The 19,687-nt window shown below is 45.0% G+C and carries 18 protein-coding genes; 13 read left to right on the forward strand and 5 right to left on the reverse strand.

Translation table 11 applies throughout. The features are described from left to right. Nucleotides 1–120: 120 nt before the first annotated feature. Nucleotides 121–3,507: a ribonuclease E gene (gene rne / locus ACHUFW_RS12325; protein ID WP_394203452.1), complete on the reverse strand. Its 3,387-nt coding sequence runs from the start codon at nucleotides 3,505–3,507 to the stop codon at nucleotides 121–123. 590 nt (nucleotides 3,508–4,097) lie between these two features. Between rne and rluC the strand changes: the two genes are divergently transcribed. Together rluC and ACHUFW_RS12335 are read left to right on the forward strand one after the other, a co-directional pair. After that, nucleotides 4,098–5,057 carry a 23S rRNA pseudouridine(955/2504/2580) synthase RluC gene (rluC, locus tag ACHUFW_RS12330; RefSeq protein ID WP_394203453.1) on the forward strand — a complete coding sequence of 320 codons (960 nt, stop codon included), beginning with the start codon at nucleotides 4,098–4,100 and terminating at the stop codon, nucleotides 5,055–5,057. Next, a complete protein-coding gene (locus ACHUFW_RS12335; protein WP_394203455.1) occupies nucleotides 5,054–5,707 on the forward strand; it encodes an HAD-IA family hydrolase in 654 nt (217 codons plus the stop codon). Before rluC ends, ACHUFW_RS12335 begins: the two co-directional genes overlap by 4 nt. Nucleotides 5,708–5,728: 21 nt before the next feature. Here the strand turns inward: ACHUFW_RS12335 and ACHUFW_RS12340 are convergent, their stop codons facing one another. Both ACHUFW_RS12340 and ACHUFW_RS12345 read right to left on the reverse strand, forming a co-directional pair. Further along, nucleotides 5,729–7,075, reverse strand: coding sequence for a sensor domain-containing diguanylate cyclase (locus ACHUFW_RS12340; protein WP_394203456.1), 1,347 nt, complete (start codon nucleotides 7,073–7,075; stop codon nucleotides 5,729–5,731). 136 nt (nucleotides 7,076–7,211) lie between these two features. After that, nucleotides 7,212–7,799, reverse strand: coding sequence for a Maf family protein (locus ACHUFW_RS12345; RefSeq protein ID WP_394203458.1), 588 nt, complete (start codon nucleotides 7,797–7,799; stop codon nucleotides 7,212–7,214). 353 nt (nucleotides 7,800–8,152) lie between these two features. Between ACHUFW_RS12345 and yceD the strand changes: the two genes are divergently transcribed. The 11 genes from yceD (at nucleotide 8,153) to ACHUFW_RS12400 (ending at nucleotide 17,049) form a co-directional block, all read left to right on the forward strand. Continuing rightward, on the forward strand, nucleotides 8,153–8,677 hold the full coding sequence (gene yceD / locus ACHUFW_RS12350) for a 23S rRNA accumulation protein YceD (RefSeq protein ID WP_394203460.1): 525 nt from the start codon (nucleotides 8,153–8,155) through the stop codon (nucleotides 8,675–8,677). A gap of 17 nt (nucleotides 8,678–8,694) precedes the next feature. Then, nucleotides 8,695–8,865, forward strand: coding sequence for a 50S ribosomal protein L32 (rpmF, locus tag ACHUFW_RS12355; RefSeq protein WP_011865398.1), 171 nt, complete (start codon nucleotides 8,695–8,697; stop codon nucleotides 8,863–8,865). A 15-nt stretch (nucleotides 8,866–8,880) separates the two neighbouring features. Next, nucleotides 8,881–9,909 carry a phosphate acyltransferase PlsX gene (gene plsX, locus ACHUFW_RS12360; RefSeq protein ID WP_394203462.1) on the forward strand — a complete coding sequence of 343 codons (1,029 nt, stop codon included), beginning with the start codon at nucleotides 8,881–8,883 and terminating at the stop codon, nucleotides 9,907–9,909. A gap of 9 nt (nucleotides 9,910–9,918) precedes the next feature. Further along, nucleotides 9,919–10,878 (forward strand): beta-ketoacyl-ACP synthase III, encoded by a 960-nt coding sequence (locus ACHUFW_RS12365; protein ID WP_394203464.1) that lies wholly within the window; start codon nucleotides 9,919–9,921, stop codon nucleotides 10,876–10,878. Between the two features lie 44 nt (nucleotides 10,879–10,922). Next, the gene (fabD, locus tag ACHUFW_RS12370) at nucleotides 10,923–11,849 is read left to right on the forward strand and encodes an ACP S-malonyltransferase (RefSeq protein WP_394203466.1); all 927 of its coding nucleotides are present in this window, start codon (nucleotides 10,923–10,925) and stop codon (nucleotides 11,847–11,849) included. Between the two features lie 10 nt (nucleotides 11,850–11,859). Then, the gene (fabG, locus tag ACHUFW_RS12375) at nucleotides 11,860–12,606 is read left to right on the forward strand and encodes a 3-oxoacyl-ACP reductase FabG (protein WP_394203468.1); all 747 of its coding nucleotides are present in this window, start codon (nucleotides 11,860–11,862) and stop codon (nucleotides 12,604–12,606) included. Between the two features lie 160 nt (nucleotides 12,607–12,766). Continuing rightward, a complete protein-coding gene (gene acpP / locus ACHUFW_RS12380) occupies nucleotides 12,767–13,000 on the forward strand; it encodes an acyl carrier protein (RefSeq protein ID WP_394203470.1) in 234 nt (77 codons plus the stop codon). A 158-nt stretch (nucleotides 13,001–13,158) separates the two neighbouring features. Further along, on the forward strand, nucleotides 13,159–14,400 hold the full coding sequence (gene fabF, locus ACHUFW_RS12385; protein WP_394203471.1) for a beta-ketoacyl-ACP synthase II: 1,242 nt from the start codon (nucleotides 13,159–13,161) through the stop codon (nucleotides 14,398–14,400). 173 nt (nucleotides 14,401–14,573) lie between these two features. Further along, on the forward strand, nucleotides 14,574–14,933 hold the full coding sequence (locus ACHUFW_RS12390) for a hypothetical protein (RefSeq protein WP_394203473.1): 360 nt from the start codon (nucleotides 14,574–14,576) through the stop codon (nucleotides 14,931–14,933). An 84-nt stretch (nucleotides 14,934–15,017) separates the two neighbouring features. Next, nucleotides 15,018–15,497: an acyl-CoA thioesterase gene (locus ACHUFW_RS12395; protein ID WP_394203474.1), complete on the forward strand. Its 480-nt coding sequence runs from the start codon at nucleotides 15,018–15,020 to the stop codon at nucleotides 15,495–15,497. A gap of 673 nt (nucleotides 15,498–16,170) precedes the next feature. Next, nucleotides 16,171–17,049 carry an NAD(P)-dependent oxidoreductase gene (locus tag ACHUFW_RS12400; RefSeq protein WP_394203476.1) on the forward strand — a complete coding sequence of 293 codons (879 nt, stop codon included), beginning with the start codon at nucleotides 16,171–16,173 and terminating at the stop codon, nucleotides 17,047–17,049. An 80-nt stretch (nucleotides 17,050–17,129) separates the two neighbouring features. Here the strand turns inward: ACHUFW_RS12400 and cdd are convergent, their stop codons facing one another. Both cdd and sbcB read right to left on the reverse strand, forming a co-directional pair. Then, complete coding sequence (gene cdd, locus ACHUFW_RS12405) at nucleotides 17,130–18,023, reverse strand: cytidine deaminase (RefSeq protein WP_394203478.1); 894 nt, start codon at nucleotides 18,021–18,023, stop codon at nucleotides 17,130–17,132. 96 nt (nucleotides 18,024–18,119) lie between these two features. Then, a complete protein-coding gene (sbcB, locus tag ACHUFW_RS12410; RefSeq protein WP_394203480.1) occupies nucleotides 18,120–19,532 on the reverse strand; it encodes an exodeoxyribonuclease I in 1,413 nt (470 codons plus the stop codon). Nucleotides 19,533–19,687: the final 155 nt, after the last annotated feature.

Here is a 19,687-nt window from a genome sequence, read left to right on the forward strand (position 1 = left end):
TGTTATAAATTTGTTGATAGATTAAAGTGCGGCCGCGAATACTACCAAAATTTTGCCTACAAGAAAATAAAAAAGCCATGCAATATTGCATGGCTTTTAGTAACGCTAGTTAACTAAACGTTATGCTTTGGTCGTTTCTGAGTTAGCTGAATCAGCACCGGAAACTAAACCACTATTTGTCGTAGCGCTTGCTGCTTGCGCAGCATATTGGCGGCCCGTTGGGGTTGCAACATTTTCAGGCACGCCCACCGATGGTTTAGTGGTTGTCGAGCTAACCATTGAGCCGAATCGGCTCGCTACCTTAGGTGCTGCCGTCGCAACTGCAACTTCTTCAGTTAAAACTGGTGTGGCGGCAGCGGCTTCTGCTGGGGTTTCTGCTGGCGTTGGCATATCAATTTGTGGTTTTGCCATCGGTGCAGAGGCTTGCTTAGCAGCAGGTGCCGTGTTTGCCTGCTCATCAGTGTTTGCTGTTGGTTGCTCAGCTACCGTGTTTGCAGGCTCAGCATCTTGTGTTGTTTGCGCTTCAGTTGGAGCGTCAACCTCCACTTTGACCTCAACAGGTGCTTCCTCTACTGGGACTACATCGACTTTAGCAGGTTTAGTGGCTGCTGCTGTTGATGATGCTGCAGCGCTAGCTTTACTCGACGTGCGTGCAGCACGCTTAGGTTTTTCTTCGCTCACGGCAGCTTGTTGCTTAGGTTGCTGCTGAACCTCTGAATCTTCAGTCTCTGACTTATCTTCAACAACCGCTTCAACGACTGGCGTAGTCTGTGCAGCGGTTTGCTGCTCAACAACTGGCTCAGCGTTTTTAGCTACCACTTCAACATCAGCTGTAACATCTACTGCTGCTTCAACATCAGCAGTGACCTCTTTGGCCGGTGCAGTGCTGGCTTCGCTGACAGTCTCTTGCGCATTATTTTCAGCTGGAGCTTGCTCTGTTGCGTCCAAGTTTTGCTGCTCTAGTTCGACTTCATTGGGCACAAAAGCTGCTGGTGCATCGGTATTATCGACTTCTTCATCTCTGCGGCGACGTTGACCTGCAGCTCTTAGGTGTCTAGGACTGCGGCGACTACGGCGTTGACCTTCACGCGGCTCTTTTTTGTCGTTAGCTGAGGTGCTTTCAACACTTTCTTCTACAGAGACACTGTCGTTAACCTTAGCCTCGGCTTTTGTCTCGTTACTTGGCTGAGCAGTTTCAGCGCTAGCAGCGACAGTCGTATTAACTTGTTCTGCGGCAGTAATAGACTCTACATTTGCAACAGCAGTTTCTACATTGGTTTCTACATCAGTCGCGACAGGAGCTTGCTCAACAGCTTGCTGCTTGGGCTTACTCTTACGCGGTTGACGTTTTGGACGCGGCGCTTTTTCTGTTGCGGTTGCATCGGGTTGTGGCGTTGCTTTGGGCTTGTCAGCTTTCGCTTTTACTTCCGTTGCCACAGCGTTATCAGCGGTTTCATTCGCTGCTGCATTTTGCTCGTTTTCGATACGCACTTTTCTACGCATATTACGGCGTTGGCGACGTTCTCTAGCGGCTTCCTGCTTTGGTGACACTTCTTGCGCATTATCAGCCGCTTCATTGCGGTTTTTATTGCGGTTGTCATTACGCTTTGGACGCTTGTTGTCTTTCTTGTCCTTGTTTTGGCGATTCTCTTGCTCATCCGCTTGTTTACGGTTGTGCTTATCTTCACCGTCTTTTCTATCGTTATCTCGACGCTCATTACGACGGTTATTACGATTATTTCGACGGTTTCGATTCTGGTTGTTGCGACGAGATTGAGGCTTTTTCTCTTCCTCTTTCTTCTCTTCGCTGCCACCAAACAGTGAACCGATCGCTGCAAATAGCTTAGCAATGAGACCAGGTTCATCGTCTTTTTTCGCTGCTGGTTTAGCTGCGGGTTTGGCTGGCGCAGTTTGCTTAGGAGCTGAGAAGCCTTTTAATGCTGGCTCTGGCGCAGCTGCACGCTCAAGTTTACGAGGCTCGTATAGTTTCGCTTCTGGCTGGTCTAACAGCTTATAGCTCGACTCGCTGATTTCATCATCTTTACGATGACGTACAACACGGTAATCTGGCGTAGTCATGTTTGGATCTGGAATGACGTAAACTTCCACATCATGGCGTTGCTCAGTAATACGGATAGCTTTACGCTTTTCGTTAAGCAAGAATGCAGCGACATCAACCGGAACAATGGCTTCGATTTGAGATGTGTTTTCTTTAATTGCTTCTTCTTCCATAAGGCGAAGAATCGATAATGCTAACGACTCAGTGCCACGGATTGTGCCTTGACCATGACAGCGTGGGCATAGATGCGCCGCTGACTCTTCAAGTGAAGGACGAAGACGTTGACGTGACATCTCCATCAATCCAAAGCGAGAAATTCGACCTAACTGAACGCGTGCTCTGTCGTGGTGAACAGCGTCGCGCATGCGGTTTTCAACTTCACGCTGATGCCTTACAGGCGTCATGTCGATAAAGTCGATCACCACTAAGCCACCTAAATCTCTTAGGCGTAGCTGACGGGCAATTTCATCAGCAGCTTCTAGGTTAGTGTTAAGGGCTGTTTCTTCAATATCGCCACCTTTAGTTGCGCGGGCAGAATTGATATCGATAGAGGTTAACGCTTCGGTTGGATCAATGACGATTGAACCACCTGAAGGTAGGCGCACTTCACGTTGGAACGCTGATTCGATTTGCGTTTCAATTTGGAAGTGAGTAAATAATGGTACTTCGGCTTCGTAACGCTTAATGCGTTCAACAAAGTCCGGACGAACCAAAGAAACGTGTTGTTTTGCTTGCTCAAAAATGCGTGGGTGGTCGATTAAAACTTCACCGACATCGCGACGTAAATAATCACGAATAGCGCGAACAATAACGTTACTTTCTTGGTGAATGAGGAAAGGAGCAGGGCGACTATCAGCAGCTTCTTTAATGGCTGCCCAGTGGTGCTGTAGTACTTTCAAATCCCATTTTAATTCTGCAGCGTCTTTACCAACACCTGCAGTTCTCACAATCAAGCCCATGCCTTGTGGCACATCAAGCTGTGCAATGGCAGCTTTTAGCTCGGTTCTTTCATCACCTTCAATGCGACGAGAAATACCACCCGCGCGAGGGTTATTTGGCATTAGTACCAAATATGAACCAGCCAAACTAATAAAGGTGGTTAACGCTGCGCCTTTATTGCCACGCTCTTCCTTATCGATTTGGATAATCACTTCTTGGCCTTCTTTCACCACTTCTTTGATGCTAGGGCGGCCTTGGAAAGAGTAACCTTTAGGGAAGTATTCGCGAGCAATTTCTTTTAGGGGTAAAAAACCATGTCTTTCGGCGCCATAGTCAACAAATGCGGCTTCTAGAGAGGGTTCTACGCGGGTAATTTTACCTTTGTAAATATTGGCTTTTTTCTGCTCATGGCCTGGACTTTCAATGTCTAGGTCATAAAGTTGTTGCCCATCCACTAGGGCAACGCGCAACTCTTCAGACTGAGTTGCATTAATTAACATCCGTTTCATGATGACGTCATTCTTCTTAAATGAGGGTCACCAGACAAGTTTTCGGTGCATTACGGGCCCAAGAGCATATACTCCGCCTCACGGCAGGGCTCTAGGCAAAGGTGCGCTGCAAAAGTTAGACGCAATCGCTGCGTGTCGCATCCTATTTATGGCTTAATTTTTAATGTTTATAAAAACAAGGAATTCGTTGTAAAACGTCAACCAACCCCATAAATTCTATTGTACGTTCCAGTAATGCCAAAAAACGAAAGTGATTGTCTGACGACTAGTTAAAATTAATCTTCGAATTTTGGGAGGCTTGGGCGGAGAAACCACACTTTATGTGGATTTTTATTTAGTTTAACCATTAAAACTCGTCTTTTCGGTTTTATATATAAATAATGGTCTGCAAATCAATCATTTGCTACTTAATAAAAAGACTTTTAGTCCCCGATTTTTCACCTTTGAGTTGCGGGCTTGTGAACACTTTATTCACTCATTATCCCCAACTGCCGTGGAAATATAGCAATAATCTATAAATTCAGCAAATGGAAAGGCATAAAAGTTCATGTTGATGTACAATGCGCGTCTAGAAAAACGCAAGGCTTAGCATGAATACCGAACAATCTAACTTAAAAGTGCAAATGGTCACCATTGATGAAGACCATGTTGAACAGCGCATTGACAATTTTTTGCTCACAAAACTTAAAGGTGTCCCTAAAAGTATGATCTATCGCATCATACGAAAAGGTGAAGTCAGGGTAAACAAAAAGCGCATTAAGCCTGAATATAAACTGCAAGATGGTGATGTGGTTCGAATCCCGCCTGTTAGGGTGTCAAAAAGCGAAGATAAAGCCGGGCCGAATGCCAAATTGACCAAGGTCGCTCAATTAGAAGCACGCATTTTATTCGAAGATAAAGCGATTATTGTGCTTAATAAGCCTTCAGGTATCGCTGTTCACGGTGGCAGTGGTGTGGATTTCGGTGTGATTGAGGCGATGCGCTCTTTGCGGCCACAACAGAAGTTTTTAGAGTTAGTACACCGGCTTGATAAAGAAACCTCTGGGGTGCTGTTAATCGCCAAAAAGCGCAGTGCTCTTAAACATCTGCACGACCAGTTACGCTATAAAAAGATGCAAAAAGATTACATGGCTTTAGTGCGGGGCGAATGGCAAAAACACGTTAAGGTCATCAATGCACCTTTGCTCAAACTGACATTAAAGTCAGGCGAGCGTATTGTCAGGGTCAATGCTGAAGGCAAAGCGTCCGAAACGCGCTTTAAAATCCAGCAGCGCTATCGTGGTGTCACATTGGTACAAGCTAGCCCTGTCACCGGTCGCACCCATCAAATTCGTGTACATTGTCAACATGCAGGGCACCCGATTGCTTGTGATGAAAAGTATAGCGAGCAAAAGTTTGATGACAGCATGCGCGCGCTGGGGTTGAACAGATTGTTTTTGCATGCCGCGCAATTGCGGTTCATGCACCCAGTCACTGAAGAGATCTTGCAAGTTAAAGCGCCAATGGATGAACCATTAGTTAATCTTTTGAATCAGTTGGTCAAACAATGAAGCAGTATGATTTAGTCATTTTCGATTGGGATGGCACTTTAATGGACTCGGTGAGCAAAATTGTGGTGTGCATGCAGCAGACATCTCGCCAGCTCAGTATTGATGTGCCATCGGAGCAAGCGGTGAGGGACATTATTGGGTTGTCGATGAATAAAGCGCTTAGCGTTTTATTCCCTGATGCTGATGAAACGATTCGCGATAGAATGGTTGATGTTTACCGTGAACAATATCTTACCCTTAACCAAACGCCTAGCCCGCTATTTAGCGGGGCAGAGCAACTGCTGATTGATTTAAAAGCTCGTGAACATCAATTGGCTGTGGCGACAGGCAAAGCTAGAGCGGGCTTAGATAGGGTTTTGTCTGCGACAGGACTAGGGCATCATTTTGTTGCTAGTCGCTGCGCTGATGAAGCAAAAAGTAAACCTCACCCTGAGATGTTGCAGCAGCTATTAGCCCAGCTAGATGTGCCAGCGCACCGCGCGGTAATGATTGGTGACTCAATTCATGATATGAATATGGCTAAGCGCGCAGGTGTCGATGGCATCGGCGTGAGTTATGGTGCTCACAGCCGCGATAAATTAGCGAGTAGCTCACCCATTGCTATTGTTGATAGGCCACAGCAGTTATTCGAAGTTATTGTCAATCAATAAGTTGTTACCCAATAACTTGTGTTACATGAGTTTAGCTTTTTTATTTCGATACATTTGACTATCTGCGCTACTAAGTAGTGCAGAAACGTCTTGCTCATCATGACTCACCCAATGGGTTCCCCAACTGGCATTAACCGAAAACTGATCGCCTGATATGGTTAACTGACGCATAGTGGTCATCAACTCGGCCAAATGCTGTTGCAATTGCTGTTCGGGGTTATCGGTATCATCAAAGTGTTTGATGATGACAAATTCATCGCCGCCAATTCGAGCTGCAAAGTCTTGCTGCTGGCGATGCTTCGATAAAATGCTGCCTACCTGATTAAGTACCTCATCACCGGTATGGTGACCATGCAGGTCATTGACCAATTTAAACTCATCAAGATCCATGTATATCACAGCGACTTTTCGGGACTCACAGTTTAAAGGCAACAAATGCGATAGGTGGTTAAATAATGATAGTCTATTGGGTAAGCCGGTTAAGTTATCGTGATAGGCAAGGTATTCAGTGCGCTGCTGCAGCTGATTTAGCTCAGTAATATTATGGGCTGAGACGATAACCCCGGTAATATTACCTAGCTCATCTTGAAATGGCGTGTGTAGCACATTTAAATAAATTGGGCTGTCATACTTAGGTGGCTGAATGACCGTCTGTGTTTGCAAAGCTTCACCGCTTAGGCTTTTTTCTAAAAGCGGTTTAAGTCTCTGCTCAAAAATCTCCTTTCCATGGATGTCGGCCACATGACGCCCTATGATCTGTTCTCGTGGCAAATCAAATAGTGTCTCGTAGCCTTGAGAAATAATCTGATAGCGAAAGTCAGCACTAACAAATGACATCATATGTTGGGTGGTAGCGATAATCTGCTGATGCATGTTCAGCTGTTTGCTAACCAATAGTCTTTTGTATTCAACGCCAATACGCTGTGCCAGTAATCTGAAGAATTCATTCGATTTTGCTGAAGGTGTTTGAGGTAACGAGTCCATCACCATAATATGGCCGACAGGCTCTCCATGGTCGCCAAGTATCAGTTCAGCTTGGTAGCTTTGGATCCCTAGATCTTTTATCAGTTGAAAATCAGGGAAGTGTTGCTGAAGATTGCTGCTATATAGTATGTGCGTATTGGGATAACGCAGCTTATATATCGCTTCACATGGAGAGCCTTTAAGATCAAATTCAAACCCTGGGATGGTTTGTTTTAAATCACAAAAGGCTATGACCTCCGCCTTTCCCGGCGTTTTAGACAGGCGACCGAAAGCGGCCCAACGACACTGAGTCACCAGCGCAAGGGCTTTTAATGCGCGCTGAAAAAAACGCTCATCGGTACAAGGTGCGGCAAGTAGAGCCAGTGCTTCTTCGGTATCGGTCATAACCCTGTTATTTAACAACCTACAACTTATTAGTGTATTACTACTAGACGGTCAATCTCATAATAGATACACAACGATTATAGTTAGCTTAATCTTAGACCATAGTCAGGATTTGCGTACCGAAAATCTTCTTGGCTTATAGGGTAAGAATATCGACCCCTTCTTTAGCCAACAGTGATATTAAGCTGATCAATGGTAAACCGATTAGTGTATTGGGGTCCTTTCCTTCTAAACGTTCAAACAAAGCAATACCTAAGCCTTCGCTTTTAAAGCTGCCAGCACAATATAAAGGTTGCTCTTTTTCGACATAAGCGGCAATTTGCTCATCAGTGAGGTGTTTAAAGTGGACCTTAAACGGTTCGACGATGCTTTGCAGCTGCTGGCTTTGAATGTTGTACACTGCAAGCCCGGTATAAAAGGTGAACTGTTTTCCCGAGGCGGCTTTGAGTTGCTGACAGGCGTTTTCGACCGTATGGGGTTTACCAATAATGTGATCGTCGATGACCGCAACTTGATCGGAGCCGATCACCAGCCCCTCCTTATAATGGCCTACTGCGGCTTTTGCTTTTTCACATGCTAAGCGCATCACTAATTGTTTGGCACTTTCACCGTCAAGGGGTTGCTCATCGATATTAGGTGAAAAAGTATCAAAACTGATGTGCAGTTTTTCAAGTAAGGCTTTTCGAAAAGGCGAGGTAGAAGCAAGAATAATGGGGGTAGCCATAAATTGAGCCTAGGGTATTTGTTTATAATTAAAAAACAGATACTGACATGAAAAGTGATTTTGTGCAGCGTCTTTGATGACAAAAATCAGCCATTAACTACAATCAATTATTCAGCCGCGGCGACTTGGATGTAACAACTGCTGAGTATCTGTGCTTTTTATAGCGAAATTTTAACCGAATCGTATTCAATTAGCGGCTTTGGGGCTTGAGTATCTTGAAGGCCTTGGGTAAAATTTCGCTCCGACTAATTTTTGAAGTCAGGGTTAGTTTTAACGGAATCGTTAACTCGATCTTTGAACGGGTTAAATTTTCCTTTGACTCTGAGTAATTCAAACTATAATATGCGCGCCTTATGCAAACAGTAAAGATACCGGTTTCAATTGATCCAACACGCGCGGCAGCGAGTAAGGCTTCTTATGAAGGCTTAATCCCTGGTACGCAGCTGAAACGATTAAATGAGTTATGTGCCGGCGACTGTTCCGATGTGGCAGTGTCGCTTGAATGTGGCGTAGATATACAGGGGATAGTCTACCTGAAAGGGAAGGCTGTGACGGAGCTCACTCTGAATTGTCAACGTTGCATGACGCTATTTACCACGGAGGTTACGGTCGACTTTTGTTTTAGCCCATGTGGGACTGAGGCAGAAATCGATGAGCTCCCGGATGCGTATGACCCTATTGAGTGCAATGAGATAGGTGAAGTTCGTCTGCATCAATTGATTGAAGATGAATTGATAGTCGCTATGCCTTTGATTCCAATGCATGCAGATGAAAACTGCAGCAAAGGCGATCAAGATGTAGTAGTAGGCGAGATTGAACCCGCTCAAGAGGAGCGTCCAAATCCGTTTGCAGTGTTAGAAAAACTGAAGAGCAAGTAATCTAGGAGACAGGTCAAATGGCTGTACAACAGAATAAAAAATCTCGTTCAAAGCGCGGAATGCGCCGTTCACATGATGCATTGAGCACAGCTCAACTTTCTGTGGATGCAACGAGTGGTGAACTACACCGTCGTCACAACGTGACTGCGGACGGTTACTACCGTGGTCAAAAGGTTATCAACAAGTAAATTGTTGATTTCTTTATGACTGATCTGACGCTTGCGTTAGATGCGATGGGGGGCGATCATGGCCCTCACATCACAGTGCCTGCAACCTTGCAGGCACTTCGCTTATATCCTTTCTTAAAAGTTATTCTTGTCGGTCACCAAGACCAAATCAGCCCATTGCTAGATGGTGCTGAAGACGATATTCGCCAGCGAATCGTACTTATTCATACTACTGAAGTCGTATCGATGTCAGACAGGCCTGTGCATGCTTTACGTAATCGTAAGCAAAGCTCAATGCGTCTTGCCATTGAACTTGTGCGGGACGGTCGAGCGCAAGCTTGTGTCAGCGCAGGCAATACTGGCGCTTTGATGGCGATATCAAAAGTGTTGCTAAAAACCTTATCAGGTATCGATCGACCAGCATTGGTCAGCTGTTTGCCCTCGGTGAATGGTAAACCGGTTTACTTGCTTGACTTAGGTGCGAATGTTTCTTGCTGCAGTGAGACCTTATTTCAGTTTGCGGTAATGGGCTCAGTGTTAAGTGAAGCGGTAGACAATAACGAGCAACCTAAAGTTGCCTTGTTAAATGTCGGTATTGAAGAGATCAAAGGTAACGACCAGGTCCAGCAAGCTGGACAGTTACTGCAATTGACTCCGCAAATTAATTATCAGGGTTTTATTGAAGGCGATGACATCTACTCAGGTAAAGTTGATGTCATCGTGTGTGATGGTTTTGTCGGTAATATTACCTTAAAAACCTCAGAGGGGATTGCTAAACTGCTGGTGCATCAATTAAAACAGGGTCTAACTCAAGGTTTTTTTGTACGCCTTATGGCTAAACTGATTGCACCGCGTATAAATAGTGTTTTAAATCAGATGAACCCCGACCACTATAATGGCGCAAGTTTGATAGGATTGCGCGGAATTGTAGTAAAAAGTCATGGAAGCGCCGATGAAGCTGCTTATTTACAAGCAATTAGTTTAGCAGTGACCGAAGCGCAACGTCGGCTCCCACAGATGATTGAACAGCGTCTTGAGTCGATTCTTTTAGACATTAATAACTGATATTTCCTTATGCATACAAAAATTCTCGGTACTGGCAGTTATTTGCCAGCGCAAGTGCGTAGCAATCAAGATTTAGAACAAATGGTCGAAACCAGCGACCAGTGGATTGTTGAAAGAACAGGTATTTCAGAGCGCCGTATTGCCGCTGAAAATGAAACCGTGGCCACAATGGGCTATCAGGCAGCGTTAAACGCACTCGATATGGCGGGGCTAAATGCTGAAGATTTGGATATGATTGTGTGTGGCACGACGAGTGCTAGCAACGCATTTCCTGCGGCGGCATGTGAAATTCAGGCGATGCTCGGTGTAAAAACGATTCCAGCTTTTGATATTGCCGCTGCCTGCTCTGGATTTGTTTATGCCTTAAGTGTTGCAGACCAATTTGTCAAAACTGGCGCCGCTAAAAAAGTGCTGGTTATTGGCGCAGATGTCTTATCCCGTTTATGCGAGCCTGAAGATCGTTCTACCATTATTTTATTTGGTGACGGCGCAGGTGCTGCAGTGGTAGGTGCCAGCAACGAACCTGGTATTATTTCAACGCATATCTATGCTGACGGTAGTCAGGGTGACCTGCTGAAATGTTCATTCCCGCCTCGGGCCGGTGAGTCATCAGAAGCCGTGGGTTACATGACGATGAAAGGCAACGATGTGTTTAAAGTGGCGGTGACGCAACTCTCCCATGTAGTAACAGAAACACTACGCATTAATGAAATCGATAAATCAGAAATCGATTGGTTAGTGCCGCATCAAGCTAATTTCCGTATTATTAAAGCGACAGCCAAAAAGCTGGACATGAGCTTAGATAAGGTTGTATTAACATTAGCCAAGCACGGTAATACCTCGGCGGCTTCAGTGCCAATTGCACTGGATGAGGCTGTACGAGATGGTCGAATTAAACGGGGACAGTTATTGTTACTCGAAGCGTTTGGTGCTGGCTTCGCGTGGGGAAGCGCATTAGTTCGCTTTTAGACTTGTTTAAAACAAAAATACGAAAAAAGTAGAAAGGTATTGTAATGGAAAAAGTTGCATATGTATTTCCAGGGCAAGGCTCGCAAGCGTTAGGCATGCTAGCTGATTTAGCTGAGCAGCATGACATCGTTGCACAAACGTTTGCTCAGGCAAGTGAAGCACTTGGCTACGATCTTTGGGCCTTAGTTCAAGAAGGTCCCGTTGAGCGTTTGAACGAAACTGATAAAACACAACCGGCTTTGCTGACGGCGAGCGTTGCTATTTGGCGTGCGTTAGAACAAGCGGGTGTTGCAAAACCTGACGTATTGGCAGGCCACAGTCTTGGCGAGTATTCTGCGCTTGTATGTGGTGGTGTGATTGATTTTGTTGATGCGGTTAAGCTAGTTGAATTGCGTGGCCAATTGATGCAACAAGCCGTTCCAGCAGGTACCGGGGCGATGTACGCCATTATTGGATTAGATAACGATGCGATCGCAACCGCTTGCACCGAATCAGCGCAAGGTGAAGTGGTCAACCCTGTAAACTTTAACAGCCCTGGCCAAGTGGTCATTGCTGGTGAGAAAGCGGCGGTTGAACGTGCAGCTGATGCGTGTAAAGCCGCGGGTGCAAAAATGGCTGTAGCGCTGCCGGTCAGTGTGCCTTCTCATTGTGCGTTGATGAAACCTGCTGCGGATAAGTTAGCGGTTGCATTGGCAGAGATTGAGTTTAAAACACCAGCGATAGAAATTATCAATAACGTTGATGTCGCAAGCAACCAAGATGTCGATGCGATTAAAGATGCATTGGTTCGCCAACTGTATTGTCCTGTTAGATGGTCGGAAACTATCACAACGATGGCAGGTCAAGGTGTCGTTAATATTTTTGAAGTGGGTCCAGGCAAAGTTTTGACTGGGCTAAGTAAACGAATTGATAGATCGCTTAAAGGCAAAGCGGTTAATGACGTAGCCAGTGTGGCTGCGTTGGCGGAATAAAGGAGCCATTATGAGTGTCAAGTTAGATCTCACCGGAAAAGTTGCACTAGTGACAGGCGCGAGCCGCGGTATTGGCCGTGCAGTCGCTGAAACTTTGGTTTCAGCTGGCGCTGTTGTGGTCGGTACTGCAACCAGTGAGCGTGGCGCAGAGTCAATCCAAACTTACTTGGGTGATAAAGGTCACGGTATGGTGCTAAATGTTACTGATAGTGATTCTATCTCACAATTATTTGCCTCGATCAAAGAAAAAGCTGGCGATGTTGATATCCTAGTAAACAATGCTGGTATTACACGTGATAACTTGTTGATGCGCATGAAAGAAGATGAATGGACAGATATCATTGATACTAACCTCACTTCTTTGTATCGTACGTCTAAGCAGGTCATGCGTCCGATGATGAAAAAACGTAATGGTCGGATCATTAATATTGGCTCTGTGGTAGGCTCCATGGGCAATCCAGGGCAGTCTAACTACTGTGCGGCTAAAGCTGGATTGATAGGATTTACAAAATCTCTTGCAAAGGAGGTTGCATCTCGTCAAATAACAGTGAATGCTATTGCTCCTGGATTTATTCAGACAGACATGACAGATGAGCTGACTGAAGAGCAGCAACAGGTTATTATGTCTCAAGTTCCGATGGAGAGATTGGGTCAGGCGCAAGAGATTGCTAACGCTGTACTATTTTTAGCCTCGGATTCAGCTGCTTACATCACAGGGGAAACTCTGCATGTAAATGGCGGAATGTACATGGTTTAGGGTATCTGGTAGGTAACTACTTGAATTGAGTCGTTTTTATGGCAATGTAAACCTAAGGTTCGTGGTTAGACCACAAAACTTAAGCTTGCATTGTGAGTTAAATTGAATAAACTACTCGCAATCTTACGCAAGTGCGTAATTTGAATAGGAAAGAAAACTAATGAGCAACATCGAAGAACGTGTAAAGAAAATCATTGTAGAGCAACTAGGCGTTAGCGAAGAAGACGTTAAGCCAGCGGCATCTTTCGTAGACGATTTGGGTGCAGATTCTCTGGACACCGTTGAATTGGTTATGGCTCTAGAAGAAGAGTTTGATACCGAGATTCCTGATGAAGAAGCAGAAAAGATCACTACTGTTCAAGCAGCGATCGATTACGTTTCAAAGAATCAGTAATTCTGAATTCTAGAAAACAGGCGGCTATTATGCCGCCTGTTTTTGTTTGAAATTTAGAAAAGTGTCGACTAATGTGAAAAGGCATTCATTAGCCTCAAAGCTAATGAAAACGGTCTTTAGCATTAGCAGTGTTAATCAAGTACAGATAAGGTGGAAGCGTGTCAAAACGTCGTGTCGTCGTAACAGGACTTGGATTAGTGACTCCTGTAGGCAATACCGTTGAAAGCTCATGGAAAGCACTTCTTGCTGGCCAGAGTGGTATTGCCCCAATTACTAAATTTGATGCCAGTGAATTTACTACGCGTTTTAGTGGCTCGGTCAAAGACTTTGACGTAGAGCAGTATTTGTCGAAAAAAGACGCCCGTAAAATGGATCTATTCATTCAATATGGCATGGCTGCGGGTATTCAAGCGATTGAAGATGCTGGCCTGGACATGAGCAAAGAAGATCCTGCTCGTGTGGGTACGGCGGTTGGTGCTGGAATGGGCGGAATGTGGTTGATTGAGCAAAATCATACCGCGTTAATGAAAAGTGGCCCACGCAAAATATCACCTTTCTTTGTGCCAAGTACCATTATCAATATGATCGCAGGTCACTTATCAATCAAGTATGGCATGACGGGCCCGAACTTCGCTGTCACAACCGCTTGTACTACTGGTGTACACAATATTGGTTTTGCAGCACGTACCATTGCGTATGGCGATGCGGACGTTATGATTGCCGGCGGCGCTGAAGATGTGACTTGTCCGCTAGGGGTAGGTGGTTTCGGCTCAGCTAAAGCATTATCAACCCGTAATGATGACCCAACAAAAGCGAGCCGCCCATGGGATAAAGACCGTGACGGTTTTGTGATTGGTGATGGTGCCGGTGTCATGGTCATGGAAGAGTATGAACACGCTAAGGCGCGTGGTGCCACCATTTACGGTGAACTTGTTGGTTTTGGTATGAGTGGTGATGCTTTCCATATGACTTCGCCTCCAGCAGATGGCAGCGGCGCTGCAGCTGCAATGGAAAATGCGATTAATGATGCTGGGATTGATAAAACACGCGTGGGCTATATTAATGCCCATGGCACCTCGACACCAGCTGGCGATAAGGCAGAGGCTGCAGCGGTTAAATCTGTTTTTGATAAGCATGCTTATGATTTACTTGTGAGCTCAACTAAGTCAATGACAGGGCATTTGCTTGGTGCGGCGGGGTCGGTTGAAGCGATTATTACCCTGCTTGCGCTTAAAGATCAGATGGTGCCACCAACATTAAATTTAGATAACCCCGATGAAGGTTGTGATTTGGACTTTGTTCCTCACACTGCACGGGCACATCAGTTTGACTATGCGTTGTGTAACTCGTTCGGGTTTGGTGGGACAAACGGCTCGCTATTGTTTAAGAAAGCCGACTAAATTATCAACATTGAAAAAAGCGCCATTTGGCGCTTTTTTTATGGCTGAAGCTCGCCTTGTTAAGTTTCAATTAAGCTTAGATGATCTTTTGTTAATAGAGGCAAATATTATTATGCGAATTCCAATTTAAAGTAGATACTCTAGCTGGAATCATTGTGATATTGGAGCGAGAAATGTTAAACCCGTTGGTCATTCCTATCATGCCATTTGTTGGCGCTATTGCAGCAAATCTAAATGAACTTGTTAGAGGTGAAAGTCAGATAAAACGTAGCATTGGCATGAAAACCTTTGCATCGGCCAGTGCAGCATTTGCATCGGTTTGGTTTATGTTGCTAGTTACTGCAATTTATACCGGTGGCGACAATAATACCATTGCAGGTATTGAAGTGATCATGTTGTTTCTTGCCGGGCTAGGTGTGTATACCGCTTTCAAACTTGGGCGCTTCTTAAGCGATGATATGCAGGTCTGGTTATATCGCTTGGCATTGCCAGTGATGGCCGTTGGTTGTGCCGTGGTCGCATTTTTAGGATAACTTCAGATAAAGACCGCGTTATTGTTATAGAAAAGCCAGCTAATGCAGTACACTGAGAGTATAATTTATAATTGAGTGACGGCAATGGCTGGCAAAGATAGAGAAATAACCTTACGATTTTTAGCAGAACCCGCCGATGTGAACTTTGGCGGTAAAGTCCATGGCGGCGCCGTGATGAAGTGGATCGATTTGGCTGCATATGCATGTTCTGCGGCCTGGAGTGGTAAATATTGTATTACTGCTTATGCTGGCGGAATTCGATTTGTTAAACCTATCCACGTAGGCAATATCGTAGAAGTCAGTGCCAAAGTGATCTACACCGGTCGTTCTTCCATGCACTTAGGTATTGATGTAAAAGCGGGCGATCCAAAAAATCCTGAGCGTCACCTTACTACTCATTGTATTGTTATCATGGTAGCCGTAGATGATTCTGGGCAACCCACAGAAGTGCCAGAGTGGGTTCCGGTAACCGAAGCCGATAAAGAGCTAAGAGAGTCGGCTATCCGCTTGATGGAGATGCGTAAACGCATTGGTTCGGAAATGGAAGCGCATCTTAAATTGTAATTTTAGCGCATCAGCGCTGTTTGAGTGTTCATATAGTATTCCCTTAGCGACCATCTAGTCTCTTTCTTTGGCCACCTACCTTTCACCAGATAATCGGGTAGGTGGTTTCTCATATTGCTCAATCACTTTTGTTTAACGTGCTTATACCAATCGGCATAAGAAATTGATCTACTCAGAGCTATTTTAGGCAAACGAGTTCGAGATGAATAACTTAAGTAATAGTGGTGCTATTGGGAAGTTATTCAACAAAGAAGTAGGCAGCCAAAAAAGCGCCCAAAGGGCGAGTTTTAGCGCTTCTGATACTGTGTAAACGAACTTGAACGTAGAGTCACTATGCCCTTCATTCGTTGCAAGCCACATGGTCTTGACTGTTCCAGACAGTCATAAGACATTTCCTCCATCCCTGGAGGTCAGATGTGGTGAATGTCATTAATGCACGACTATAGGGATATAGGAGGTAGAGTAACGCAGGAGCAGTTACCGAGGAGCATTTAATGACCTTGTCTCAGAAGCGCTAAACTCTCGCTGAGCGATCACATCTTTATGCCGATTGGTATTAATCATAGCCTCATCATATTTGGCCATGATTAACTGTGCTGTTTTGCCCTTCAAGAGTGTGCTAAATTCATCGGCAACATTATTGAAAGAATCTATTCAGACGTAAGGAATATCAATGGCAAAGGTCGCATTTCTAGGATTGGGTGTAATGGGTTACCCGATGGCTGGGCATCTGGTTAAGCATGGGCATGAAGTATCGGTTTACAATCGCACTTTCAGTAAAGCACAGGCTTGGAGTGAAGAGTTTGGTGGCAAAGCTTTTAAGACGCCTAAAGAGGCTGCTCGTGGCCAAGATTTCGTTTGTATTTGCGTTGGTAATGATGATGACTTACGGTCGGTAGTACTTGGCGAAGACGGTGCCTTGGCCGGCATGCAGCCAGGTAGTTTAATGGTTGATCACACCACGGCATCAGCTGATGTTGCAAGGGAGCTGGCGACGATAGCGAGTAGTGCAAAAGTCAATTTTATCGATGCACCTGTGTCAGGGGGTCAAGCTGGCGCTGAAAATGGCGTATTAACAGTAATGATTGGCGGCAGTGAAAAGGCTTTTAGCGCGGCGCAAACAATTTTGCCTGCTTATGCAAAATGTGCAGAAAGGTTGGGTGAGGTAGGTGCGGGTCAGCTAACGAAGATGGTCAATCAAATCTGTATTGCAGGCGTGGTTCAAGGGCTTTCTGAAGGTCTGCATTTTGCCCGCAGCGCTGGGCTTGACGGTGAGAAAGTTGTTGAGGTTATCAGCAAAGGTGCTGCGCAGTCGTGGCAGATGGAAAACCGTTACCAAACGATGTGGCAAGGCGAATATAATTTAGGCTTTGCGGTTGATTGGATGCGTAAAGATCTCGGGATTGCTTTAGAAGAAGCGAGGCGTAATGGCTCTCACTTGCCTTTGACCGCATTGGTTGATCAATTTTACTCGGAAGTACAAGGGATTGGTGGTAACCGATACGACACATCAAGCTTGCTTGCGAGATTAGAAAAATATCGCCGCAATTAATTGTTAGGGCGAGTTGATGGATGAAACAAAGAGGTTGCATGGCAACCTCTTTGTTTATTGTTAATCTGACGCGCTAAAGGTCAATCAGAAGCTTCAACAACAATATGCTCTAACTCGACTGGCGCACAAGCGTGTAAAGCATCCATACTGGCACCCACTAATGAGATTTTGCCAAGGCTAGATTCAATCAATACGGCTCGTTTGATTTCGCTAAGATCGCGATTGTGGCGAATCAATGTTGACAGTGCCATTTGCATTGGCATCATTGAGGGATTAAACGCCGCATTTTCAGCATATCGTCCACAGTAGGTGTGGCCATCTTGAGTTTCTAATACAACAGCAGCATAACTGTGAGTATAAGGCGCATAACTGAGGCTTGCATGGTCAAGTGCCTCAATAATCATTGGGTCTGCGCTGTCAAAATCTAAGCCATGCTGCTGTTTAGTCAATAACGCTTCAGTAATATTCAGATCAGCGGGACCAAAAGCATAGGGTAGATAATGACTCAAGGACTGAGTGGTTTGCTCTGGTAGATGGATGTTGACTTGCTGGCCATCGACTAATTCATTGATAAATTGTCGGCAGTGTCCGCATGGTGAGGCATTGACGATGATATCAACGATTTTTTGCTCGCCACTTAACCAAGCATGACTAATCGCGCTTTGTTCAGCATGAACCGAGTGACAAAGTGCTTCCCCAGATAATTCCAGGTTAGCCCCCATATAGATATCGCCACTTTTACCTTTGGCAATGGCGCCAACATGGAAGTCACTGATTGGCGGTTTAGCTAATGCCGCCGCTATGGGTAATAAACCTATTAGCAGCGCCTTTTCTGTCATTCCGGTGGTTTGGCATAAATCGGCAATTTGCTGGGCATCGATATGGCCAGCAAAGTCTTGATTCAAAATCGGCAAAATAGCGTCGCGTAGCGATGTGGGTAGCGCAGCGATGCAGTGAATAAATCTATCTTGCATGCGTCAATTCCTTTGGGTTGTCGCTTAATCTAATTCCATTGTAGGCAACATTCGTTATAAGCAAGTTGAAGTTGATCCCAGAATGATGAAATTAAATTACAAATCTCTTAGGTACTGACAAAGTGCCGTCAGCAGTTTTTGCTTCGATTCATCTTCAGCGGTTTCGTTGAGCAAATTTTCCAATCTCACCATATAGTCGGGATCATTAAGCTTTTGTTGGCAATATTCTCGCCAGCGCAGCTGTTCATCATAGTCTAATGTTTCTGGATAATGACGAGCTCGGTACCTAAACAGCATCTGATCAAGACGTGGGTCGTCAAAGTCCAGCGCTAAAGCGGCTAAATTTTTCGGCTGAGTATGACGAATGATTTCCATCTTATTTTTGTCTGCTTGGCTAAAGAAGCCGCCGCTATACAGCTGCAGATCCGGATCTTGGCTGCCAGTATTATGCTCAACGTCAAACACTGCTACCAGTTTTTCTCTAATCTCAGGATGTTGTCTTAAGCGCTTATATTGATCCCTAGCAAACGCTTTATCGATATCAAGTCGTTGTGCATTTTCGTCGGTCAGTGACTTAGCTGGCGCAATAAATGGGCACTTGTTGACGTGTAATTGCTTTAGGCCAATTGGCAGTTCATCTTCGGCTAATTCACTGCGCTTTGTGTACATTCGCTCGCGGATCTCTTCGGCACTAAGCTCAATTAATGGGGAGACATCCATAGCTAAGTTGACACAAATAACGGCATTTTTATTTTGGCTATGGTGAGCGACAGGGGCGATTAATGTAGTACAACCATGCATTGCATTGATTTTTGAGCTGACATGCGCAAGTGGCTGCATGTTAAGTACATCGATCTGTTTGTTGACCTCAGCTTTACGGCGTAAAGAGAAATAGTATTCATAAAGTTTAGGCTGCTTTTGCTTAATTAAGCGGGCCATATCGATAGTGGCATAGACATCTGACATCGCATCGTGGGCGTTCTCATGACTTAACCCATTGGCTTTGGTTAGATCTTCAAGTTTAAAACTTGGACTGCCGTCGGCTTTTTCTGGCCAAACTATCCCTTCGGGTCTAAACGCGTAGCATGCGCGCACTAAATCGATAATATCCCAGCGACTATTGCCATTTTGCCACTCGCGCGCGTATGGGTCGTAAAAATTACGATATAAGCTGTAGCGGGTGACTTCATCATCAAATCGCAGCGAGTTATAGCCAGCAACACAGGTATTGGCTACGCTAAAATGCTGATGTACTTTCTGGATAAACTCAGGCTCAACCGTGCCTTTAAGGTTGGCCAGTTGCGGAGTAATACCGGTAACTAAAATTGCCTCTGGTTGTGGTAAGTAATCATTAGCGACTTTACAGTAAAAAGTGACGCTATCTTCAATGATATTCAAGTCTAAATCGGTTCTAACGCCTGCAAACTGTGAGGGCCTATCTTTGGCAGGATTGGCACCAAAAGTTTCATAGTCGTGCCAAAAGATGGTTTCTTGCTGTGTGGAAGCCATGGAATTCTAACTATTTGTTGTCTATGAGCCTTATCATAACACCGCTATGTATGAGTGTCCTTTAGCTTTAGGCGTCATGGTAAAAATTGTCTTGGGGACAGGTATTTTTACGCTGGCAGTTTTTTCCTTTAATAGGTACAATTGTTTGATAATAC

Origin of the sequence: Shewanella waksmanii (assembly GCF_043643685.1) — a bacterium.
Taxonomy (GTDB): domain Bacteria; phylum Pseudomonadota; class Gammaproteobacteria; order Enterobacterales; family Shewanellaceae; genus Shewanella; species Shewanella waksmanii_A.

Bases quoted from the DNA above. Each gene is read 5' to 3' on its own strand.
- rne (WP_394203452.1), bottom strand. From the start codon at position 3,507: ATGAAACGGATGTTAATTAATGCAACTCAGTCTGAAGAGTTGCGCGTT.
- rluC (WP_394203453.1), top strand. From the start codon at position 4,098: ATGAATACCGAACAATCTAACTTAAAAGTGCAAATGGTCACCATTGAT.
- ACHUFW_RS12335 (WP_394203455.1), top strand. From the start codon at position 5,054: ATGAAGCAGTATGATTTAGTCATTTTCGATTGGGATGGCACTTTAATG.
- ACHUFW_RS12340 (WP_394203456.1), bottom strand. From the start codon at position 7,075: ATGACCGATACCGAAGAAGCACTGGCTCTACTTGCCGCACCTTGTACC.
- ACHUFW_RS12345 (WP_394203458.1), bottom strand. From the start codon at position 7,799: ATGGCTACCCCCATTATTCTTGCTTCTACCTCGCCTTTTCGAAAAGCC.
- yceD (WP_394203460.1), top strand. From the start codon at position 8,153: ATGCAAACAGTAAAGATACCGGTTTCAATTGATCCAACACGCGCGGCA.
- rpmF (WP_011865398.1), top strand. From the start codon at position 8,695: ATGGCTGTACAACAGAATAAAAAATCTCGTTCAAAGCGCGGAATGCGC.
- plsX (WP_394203462.1), top strand. From the start codon at position 8,881: ATGACTGATCTGACGCTTGCGTTAGATGCGATGGGGGGCGATCATGGC.
- ACHUFW_RS12365 (WP_394203464.1), top strand. From the start codon at position 9,919: ATGCATACAAAAATTCTCGGTACTGGCAGTTATTTGCCAGCGCAAGTG.
- fabD (WP_394203466.1), top strand. From the start codon at position 10,923: ATGGAAAAAGTTGCATATGTATTTCCAGGGCAAGGCTCGCAAGCGTTA.
- fabG (WP_394203468.1), top strand. From the start codon at position 11,860: ATGAGTGTCAAGTTAGATCTCACCGGAAAAGTTGCACTAGTGACAGGC.
- acpP (WP_394203470.1), top strand. From the start codon at position 12,767: ATGAGCAACATCGAAGAACGTGTAAAGAAAATCATTGTAGAGCAACTA.
- ACHUFW_RS12390 (WP_394203473.1), top strand. From the start codon at position 14,574: ATGTTAAACCCGTTGGTCATTCCTATCATGCCATTTGTTGGCGCTATT.
- ACHUFW_RS12395 (WP_394203474.1), top strand. From the start codon at position 15,018: ATGGCTGGCAAAGATAGAGAAATAACCTTACGATTTTTAGCAGAACCC.
- ACHUFW_RS12400 (WP_394203476.1), top strand. From the start codon at position 16,171: ATGGCAAAGGTCGCATTTCTAGGATTGGGTGTAATGGGTTACCCGATG.
- cdd (WP_394203478.1), bottom strand. From the start codon at position 18,023: ATGCAAGATAGATTTATTCACTGCATCGCTGCGCTACCCACATCGCTA.
- sbcB (WP_394203480.1), bottom strand. From the start codon at position 19,532: ATGGCTTCCACACAGCAAGAAACCATCTTTTGGCACGACTATGAAACT.